Source organism: Chamaesiphon sp., from assembly GCF_041738855.1.
Taxonomy (GTDB): Bacteria; Cyanobacteriota; Cyanobacteriia; order Cyanobacteriales; family Chamaesiphonaceae; genus Chamaesiphon.
In genome coordinates, this window is the sequence record NZ_JBGSPA010000228.1 from 1 (window position 1) to 8,011 (window position 8,011).

Sequence of the window (8,011 nt, forward strand, 5' to 3'; positions counted from 1 at the left end):
GGAAATCAAGGCATATTGTATATATTTCCAAGAAACTTTATTTCTCGGTTTGCTTAGCGAAGTGGCGTAGTTCATGATGATACTCTATGTTTTTATTAATATAAGTTTTAACTCGATTTATTTAAGTAACCACCGATCGAATGACGAACGGTTTAGACACAAAAAGCTAGAATCTAAATTCTTGAACTACCGTTAATCTAAGATTTAGTTGAGAGACAAATGAACAATAACAGTCCTATATCGAGCGGAATAAACTTGACTTGATTAGCTGGTCAGGTGAAATCAATGCCCTCTTTTATTCACATGAAATTATAAACGACCGCCAAAAATGGCTCTCTCGTAGTTACGGTTATAATTTAAACTTATTAAAGTAAGCGGAGCGAATGCGGAGATTACTTTAATAAGCAAGCTAACAGCTTTTCTCTCATGAGACTAAAACTTTTAAATCCATAACTTTGACGTAGAATCAATTTAATTCTTGTGTTAATTCCTTCCGTGACACTACTCGTGGTTCTGCTGATAAAGTAATTGGCAATTTCTGGCAAATGGTTTTCCAGTGTACTTGCCGCAGATCCCAAGACAATCTTAGCAGAAATTAGCCATTTTTTGATTGCCCTTAATCCGCCCTTCACAGTTAGATTGCTTTGATATATATCTCTCAGCTCCTCTTTCAACTCATGAGCGATAGCTAATACAGGTGAGCTGCTAAATATTTCAGTTAAATCTTGAGTTTCTTCTTCCGACAAATCCTGGACATTGCCTAACAATAAATAACGATTATTTAGTCCTTTAAAACCTAAATTTAGCCGCAATTTGTTGAGTGATTTGTTTATCAATTGAATTACATGAAATTTATCAATTATCACCGCTGCTTTTGGAAAAACTTCCTTGATTACCTTTGGGAAACCTCCCCACATATCTACACATACTTCTTTGACTGAATCCCTGACAGACTTAGGTTGCTGCTTGAGAACAGTAATGATATCGTCACTTTTATGAGAATCGATTACTTCTAATAGAGAACTTTTATCTAAATCGGTAACAACTGTTGCAAATCGCCCTTTCCCCTTGCGACGACTAAATTCATCTAAACTCAAGCGTTGTGGAGTGCCCCAGTCTTGCTTGGTGCGCTAAACCGTCGGGGAACCCGACGAGCGCGCATCCGCTTTTTTTTAGTTCTATGTTGGCAATCCTGCTAAATATCCGCTGAACTTGGTCTGCACTTAAATTTTCCATTCGACCAACTTGTTCGCAGTTCGATTCCTTGACTCTTTCATAGATATATTCCTGATATCTTTGAGTAAATCTTTGTTTGTTTTCTACCCATGATAACTGTTCAGTTGGATATTTTTGACAGTTATTACAGTAAAATTTACGTCGAGGAACTTTCAAATAGACTCCAGATCCAAAAATCGACAAATCTCTAATTAATATTTCACTGGTTTGATGAATTATGTCAGTATAATTTTGACAGTTAGGACAATTAATACCTTCATTAATTAGCTGGAGATGGAGCACTGTAAATCCAACTTCTTTATAGCAAGTGAAAACCGTGGTATTCGGTAAGTTCAATAAAGAGTTTAGGTGAAAATCCATATTCAGGATCGGTGTGGAATGTAGCAACAGCTACATTCTACACTGTTTTCAAGGGAGAGCCGACTTGCGTTGGATATCTTCCGCAATCATTACAATAATATTTACGTCGGGGTACTTTTAAGTAAACTAATCTACCGAAAATCGATAAATCTCTCACTAATACATGACTAGTGTTATGGAGATGATCGATGTATTTATGACAATGTAGACAATTAATACCTTCGTTATTTAGTTGTAGTTACAAGCAAATAAAATCAGTTTCTTGGTAACAGGTGAATACTGTAGCTTGAGGCAAATTCAGTAAAGAATTCAGGTGAAAGTCCATAGTCAGGATGAGGGTAAAATGTAGCTTAAGCTACATTTTACCCTGTTTTGCGGAGAGAGCCCTCTGGTTGCCAAGCCGAAAGCTATCGACTGGCGGCTGACGGGATGAAACCTTTGCTAGGTTTCTTGTGTGTAATTGCCGTCGATTTGTTGAGGTTGACTTATTTGCATCGCACTCAGCCACAGATGCCGATTGAAGATATACTCACTTCCGTCCAAATTGATGTCCTCAAAGCTAAGTCTCCCCAATTACCCGCCGTTTTGACCGTTGGTTGGGCGATTGAAGCTGTTGCTAGGTTAGGTGGTTATCTGGAGCATCGCCGTAAAACTCCCATTGGGATTCAGGTTCTTTGGCGAGGATGGTCTAAATTGTCTGACTTGGTTGAGGGCTGGCAGTTGGCTAACCAAACTTAACGGTAAAAGTCAGCTATCATTCCGTCCACCATGCGTTCCCAGATATTCCATTCAATCGATTGCCCGTGGCATTCGATCGCATTCAGGCGGTTTTACAACAGCACGGTTTGCCACTGATGGTTCGAGGTAAAGGTTATTTGCCTGAAACTCTCGAACTCAGTCAGCAGCCTTCAACAATTGGCGAGATCGATCCTCAAGATCTCAGTGGTCATCATTACCTGTTGCGAGTTTGACAATCTGCGGGGGTTGAGGTGGATCGAATGAATTTCAACATCCTCATTGCACAAATTCGGTTAACCGGACGATCGTTTAAATTTTTTCGCGGGACGGGAGATTAATCGATCGCCGCTCCAGCACTTGGGACTGAGACTTGCAGAAAGCGGATTCCCATCGATTTTTACTTGGGTAATCCCCGCCAAAGTATTGTCATAAATCCACTCAGCACCGCGATTTTTAGTTAATAAGCGCATACATCCATGCGAAGCGGGATAGGGCGGCACTGCGTAGGCATGAAAGGCAATTTCTCGCTCCGCATGAAACCAAGTAACAAATTTTGCCTCTGGATACTTGGGCAGAACGCAACCGTAACCTTGGACTAAATGAGTCGGTGGGGATAGGGGCGTACAGTGAGAACCCCGCTTTTTGCTCTGAGCGGTCGAGCGACAATCTAGATTGCAATTCCCCGCACCTGGAGAGGCGTTAAACTGAACTGGCAAACTTTCGCTGCTTAAATTTTCGTTAGCCCAGTTTAAAGTAACTGTGCTGTAAGTATTGCTGTAAAGATTGACTTGAATATTGCTGATATAGGTACCCGTAGTATCCCCTGTAAAGCCACTACTGCGCTGGCTGGTATTCTGTTGGCGACCGCATAATCTCCATGGCGAACCCTGAGTAACGCGCGGCTTTTTGACTGCGGGAGTAAGCTCTGGAGTCGATCGATCTTCAGGAAATGATGAAGGTGCTGGTGTTTGAGCTAGCAAATTTTGTCCCAGCAATGTGGATGAAAATGTCTGTGCAGGAACAACAGTTCGGACGATTCTCCACGGGAGAGGCTTTGCCAACGGTACAAACCCACCTAGAATAGCCAGTAAAAGGCCGATAGTATGGGTACTCATAGTTGCCTTGATTACTCCTGTATTGATGTTTCCAGGGATTTCCCGATCGGTTGTCAGTGACAGTCTGTTTTCCAGATCCAAACTATAGCGATACATTTTGAGGAACTTGTGAGGATGTAGATCTGAATATTAAATTAATTAATAATTGATAATTGGATTGTTGTGAGGGTGAGAATCCCCACCCTCACAACAATCCACCTTTCGGTGGGAGATTTTAGCCCCTGTTCTTCGTCAAATAATTAACTAGTCCAAATCCAGAATTGACAATATGTAAACTATTCAAGCTATCCTCACAAGTTCCTTGGATTTGAACTGTAATGTAGAAATTAGCACCAATTGTATTCAAGGAAGGTCGATCCATGCCGATTGACAACAACCGCAAATCCGCCGCCACGAACTCCCCGATTCCGAGTGGTTTAATCTTCCTGATTTGGCTGCTAATCTTTTTGGGGTGGTCGAGTCAAAGCTATCCACGTGAGTCTTATAGCGAATTTATCCAGCAGGTAGAATCTGGACAGGTAGTCAAGGCGACGATCGATAACCAGGAAATTCAGTATGAGCTGAAATCAACTCCTGTCGCTAAACCTAACAGCCCTAACGCTAAGAATATCTTTGTCACCAGGCGACTAGCCGAAGATCCGGAACTGGCTAAAATCCTCCGCGCTCATCAAGTCGAGTATTCGGTAACTGCACCCAATCCCCTGAGCGGGATCTGGTCGGTTTTAAGTTGGGTAATATTGCCCTTACTTTTGATAACGCTCTGGTCGAGATTTAGTGGTGCCGAGCGACAAGGTGGGATGGGTATCTTAGGCATGGGCAATAGCAAGGCGAGAACATACACAGCAGGTGATACTGGCGTAACTTTTGATGATGTGGCTGGTGTCGATGAAGCCAAAGCCGAACTGCAAGAAATCGTCGATTTTCTTATGGGTAAAGTCTCAACTGGAGCCAGCGATGATATCCAAAAAGCTACAGATTTAGCCGATCGGTATGTGACGATTTACGGGATGAGCAAACAACTTGGGCCGATGGCATTTGACAGATCCGCCAGTCAGTTTCTCGGCGGTTGGGGCAATCCCCGTCGTCCCCTCAGCCCCGAAGTAGAGTCCGAGATCGATCGCGAGGTCAAACACCTGATTGACAATGCCCATCACATCGCTGGCGCGATTCTAGCGCACAATCAGCCACTCCTCACCGATGTGGCACAAGTGCTACTAGAACGGGAAATTCTCGATGGTCAAAAATTGCATGATTATCTCGATCGAGTCATTAGGAGCATAATTATGTTAGATATCGACGAGATGAGTTCCAAAGAAATCTACGAACCATTACGCAAAGTGGGATATGGACATCTTGGGTTGATTCATGAAGGCAAACCCTATGTGATGCCAATGCATTATTATCTCGAAAAGTTACAACCTAACCTGAGTTCGGGATAAGAGCTGCCTGGAGACTGAAGTCTCGACTAATGATGCAAAGTCCGCCTTCGCGGACTGATTAACTAGTCCGCGAAGGCGGACTTTGTATCACTAGCCCCGATTTTAATCGATGGCAGTATTGGGATGGAGTCAATATCCTTAAACCGAACTGACGTTACCGACAATTTGCCCGCCCACTTCGGCGACTACTGCATAGATATTCGATCGAGCAAACCGGCTCGAAGTCAGGTGGCAAGCCACCTTAGGGATACGATTCTCAGTAGGAGAGGCTACGCCAACGGGACGAGTGTTTTTTGCCACCAACGGCCCAAATGTTTTAGGTGTCTACAATATCGACAATCTTCTTAGCTAATTTCCATCAGAGGACTGGATTATGCTCGATACCGCTCCCAGACTGATTCCAGAACCAGCTCGTTCCCAAGCATTTGTGCTGTGGTTTGATGAAGTTGGGATTGCCGATATTCCACTTGTCGGTGGTAAAAACGCATCCCTTGGTGAAATGATCCAGCAACTCGCGCCCAAAGGCGTGAATGTGCCCAATGGGTTTGCAACAACTGCGGCTGCTTACCGCTACTTCATCGCCCAAGCGGGTTTAGAACCGAAACTCCACCAGATTTTTGCGGACTTGGATGTAGACAATCTCCAAAATCTGCGGCAGCGCGGCGAACAGGCGCGATCTTTGATGTTAAATACGCCGTTCCCGCAAGAACTAGAACTGGCGATCGCGACGGCTTATACTCAACTCTGCGCTCTATATGGCGGTGATGGTGCAGATTGCGCTCTCCTCGCCCCGATTCATCCAAATCTAGTCGCAGATTGTCTGCATAATACAGATGTTGCCGTGCGATCGAGTGCCACCGCCGAAGATTTACCCGATGCTAGTTTCGCTGGACAACAGGAAACTTATTTGAACGTCCACGGGGTCAAACAGGTGCTAGAAGCCTGTCATAAATGCTTTGCCTCGATTTTTACCGATCGGGCGATTTCCTACCGCACGACGCGCGGATTCGATCATCTGAATGTGTATCTCTCCGTTGGCGTACAGAAGATGGTGCGATCGGATTTAGCCGCTTCGGGGGTGATGTTTTCGATCGATCCTGAAACTGGATTTAGGAATGCTGCTTCGATCTGTGCGGCTTATGGCTTGGGTGAAAATGTCGTCCAGGGCGCAGTGAATCCCGATGAATTTTTGGTGTTTAAACCCACGCTCACCGATGGTTTTCGGCCGATTCTCCAAAAGCGATTGGGGAGTAAAGCGATTAAAATGGTTTACGATTTGGGCGGATCGAAACTGACTAAAAACGTGCCTGTAATTGAATCAGATCGAGGTAAATTTGCGATTTCGGATGATGAGATTCTCACTCTGGCGCGGTGGGCGGTAATTATCGAGGATCATTATTCAGCCGTACGGGGCGTATACACGCCGATGGATATTGAATGGGCGAAGGATGGTGAAACCGGACAGCTATTTATCGTTCAGGCGCGTCCCGAAACAGTCCAGTCCCAGAAATCCGCCAATATTCTTCGCAGCTATCGTTTCACATCCACCCATGAGTCTGGTATTCCCGCTTTAACTATCGGTAGCGCAGTCGGCGAACGAATTGGGCAAGGTGTTGCGCGAGTGATTTTTGATGTCCATCAAATCGCCGAATTCCAGCCTGGAGAAGTGTTGGTAACGAATAAAACCGATCCAGACTGGGAACCGATTATGAAAAAGGCAGGCGCGATTGTCACCAACCAGGGTGGACGCACCTGTCACGCCGCAATTATTGCCAGAGAAATGGGGATTCCGGCGATCGTTGGTTGTAGTGATGCTACCAGTGCGATCGCCACTGGGCAAGCGGTCACTGTTTCCTGCGCTGAGGGTGACATCGGACGGGTTTATGATGGCTTGTTGCCCTTTGAAGTCATCGAGACGGAATTGAGCCAGCTACCGCCCACCCACACCCAAATCCTGATGAATGTTGGCAACCCAGATGAAGCTCTGGGACTGTCGGCGATTCCCTGCGATGGTGTCGGTTTAGCGCGGTTGGAGTTTATTATTGCCAACCAGATTAAGGTACACCCTTTGGCGTTGTTGAATTTCGATCTGCTGACAGATGCTACTGTCAAACGGGAGATTGCCAAACTGACACTATTCTATCCCCACAAGCCAGATTTCTTTGTTGATAAACTCGCACATGGCATCGCTACAATCGCCGCAGCCTTTTATCCTCGCCCTGTAATCGTGCGGATGTCGGATTTCAAGAGCAATGAGTACGCCAATCTCCTCGGCGGTCGTCAATTTGAACCCTACGAAGAAAACCCGATGATTGGCTGGCGGGGAGCTTCGCGCTACTACGATCCGCTCTATCAAGCCGCTTTTGCGCTGGAATGCCAAGCACTGAAACGAGTGCGCGAAGAGATGGGCTTGATGAATATTATTCCGATGATTCCTTTTTGTCGAACCCCCGCTGAAGGTCGTCGTGTCTTGGCAGAGATGGCGGAGAACGGCTTAGAACGAGGCAATAGTCTAGAAGTCTATATGATGTGCGAAGTGCCCAGCAACGTCATCCTGGCGGCTGAATTTTGCCAGATCTTCGATGGTTTCTCGATCGGCTCGAACGATCTGACTCAGTTGACATTGGGACTCGATCGCGATTCTGTTCTAGTATCTCACATCTTCGACGAACGCAATCCAGCGGTGATGACGATGATAAAAATGGCAATTGCTACATTCAAAGCTAACGGACGTAAGATCGGCATCTGCGGACAAGCTCCCAGCGATTATCCAGAATTCGCTCGTTTTCTAGTGGAGCAAGGCATCGATTCAATTAGCCTCAATCCCGATTCGGTGATTAAAACTCGCCTGGAAATCGCTCAGGTTGAAGCTAGTATGTAACTGAATTTTTATGAAAAAGATAATTATTATCTCATGGGTATCTGCGGGGTTTCTAGTAGCGATACCCTGTGAAGCAAATAGGCTGAATTCACAAACAGCTAGCCAAAACTTGCTTGAGAAAACAAATTTGCGAGTAGCCCAAAGTCGTCCTACTTACCAACGTGGCTATACCGTTCATTACCGCAGTCCCCGCGACCGCCAATGGACTTTATCAGGTTTCCATGCCGAGCGTCCCGATGCCG

7 protein-coding genes and 4 pseudogenes are annotated in these 8,011 nt (G+C 45.4%); 6 read left to right on the forward strand and 5 right to left on the reverse strand.

What is annotated here, in order from left to right; translation table 11 throughout:
* Positions 1–392: 392 nt before the first annotated feature.
* From ACEW9I_RS25280 to ACEW9I_RS25290, 3 genes are read right to left on the reverse strand one after another with little or no spacing between them, the layout of a single operon-like run.
* The gene (locus ACEW9I_RS25280; RefSeq protein ID WP_373543100.1) at positions 393–1,097 is read right to left on the reverse strand and encodes an ISL3 family transposase; all 705 of its coding nucleotides are present in this window, start codon (positions 1,095–1,097) and stop codon (positions 393–395) included.
* Positions 1,084–1,596 carry a transposase family protein gene (locus ACEW9I_RS25285; protein ID WP_373543101.1) on the reverse strand — a complete coding sequence of 171 codons (513 nt, stop codon included), beginning with the start codon at positions 1,594–1,596 and terminating at the stop codon, positions 1,084–1,086. Before ACEW9I_RS25285 ends, ACEW9I_RS25280 begins: the two co-directional genes overlap by 14 nt.
* Before the next feature lie 37 nt (positions 1,597–1,633).
* Complete coding sequence (locus ACEW9I_RS25290) at positions 1,634–1,813, reverse strand: transposase family protein (RefSeq protein WP_373543106.1); 180 nt, start codon at positions 1,811–1,813, stop codon at positions 1,634–1,636.
* Positions 1,814–1,983: 170 nt separating this feature from the next.
* Between ACEW9I_RS25290 and ACEW9I_RS25295 the strand changes: the two are divergent.
* Both ACEW9I_RS25295 and ACEW9I_RS25300 read left to right on the forward strand, forming a co-directional pair.
* Positions 1,984–2,334 (forward strand): annotated as a pseudogene (locus ACEW9I_RS25295) (IS4 family transposase); the annotation flags it as partial.
* A gap of 11 nt (positions 2,335–2,345) precedes the next feature.
* Positions 2,346–2,567: pseudogene (locus ACEW9I_RS25300) on the forward strand (fatty acid desaturase); the annotation flags it as partial.
* 60 nt (positions 2,568–2,627) lie between these two features.
* On the opposite strand, the gene ACEW9I_RS25305 reads toward ACEW9I_RS25300, so the two are convergent.
* The gene (locus tag ACEW9I_RS25305; RefSeq protein ID WP_373543102.1) at positions 2,628–3,545 is read right to left on the reverse strand and encodes a L,D-transpeptidase; all 918 of its coding nucleotides are present in this window, start codon (positions 3,543–3,545) and stop codon (positions 2,628–2,630) included.
* Positions 3,546–3,808: 263 nt separating this feature from the next.
* Between ACEW9I_RS25305 and ACEW9I_RS25310 the strand changes: the two are divergent.
* Together ACEW9I_RS25310 and ACEW9I_RS25315 are read left to right on the forward strand one after the other, a co-directional pair.
* A pseudogene (locus tag ACEW9I_RS25310) lies at positions 3,809–4,129 on the forward strand (ATP-dependent metallopeptidase FtsH/Yme1/Tma family protein); the annotation flags it as partial.
* 237 nt (positions 4,130–4,366) lie between these two features.
* Positions 4,367–4,714, forward strand: a pseudogene (locus ACEW9I_RS25315) (cell division protein FtsH); the annotation flags it as partial.
* Between the two features lie 312 nt (positions 4,715–5,026).
* Here the strand turns inward: ACEW9I_RS25315 and ACEW9I_RS25320 are convergent.
* Positions 5,027–5,188, reverse strand: a complete 162-nt coding sequence (locus tag ACEW9I_RS25320; protein WP_373543103.1) for a hypothetical protein — start codon at positions 5,186–5,188, stop codon at positions 5,027–5,029.
* 73 nt (positions 5,189–5,261) lie between these two features.
* Between ACEW9I_RS25320 and ppsA the strand changes: the two genes are divergently transcribed.
* The gene (ppsA, locus tag ACEW9I_RS25325) at positions 5,262–7,769 is read left to right on the forward strand and encodes a phosphoenolpyruvate synthase (protein WP_373543104.1); all 2,508 of its coding nucleotides are present in this window, start codon (positions 5,262–5,264) and stop codon (positions 7,767–7,769) included.
* Positions 7,770–7,779: 10 nt separating this feature from the next.
* On the forward strand, positions 7,780–8,011 hold a 232-nt coding region (locus tag ACEW9I_RS25330), incomplete at its 3' end, for a hypothetical protein (protein WP_373543105.1).

Excerpts from the sequence above, each read along its gene's own strand:
- ACEW9I_RS25285 (WP_373543101.1), bottom strand. The coding sequence starts at position 1,596 with ATGGATTTTCACCTAAACTCTTTATTGAACTTACCGAATACCACGGTT.
- ACEW9I_RS25305 (WP_373543102.1), bottom strand. The coding sequence starts at position 3,545 with ATGTATCGCTATAGTTTGGATCTGGAAAACAGACTGTCACTGACAACC.
- ppsA (WP_373543104.1), top strand. The coding sequence starts at position 5,262 with ATGCTCGATACCGCTCCCAGACTGATTCCAGAACCAGCTCGTTCCCAA.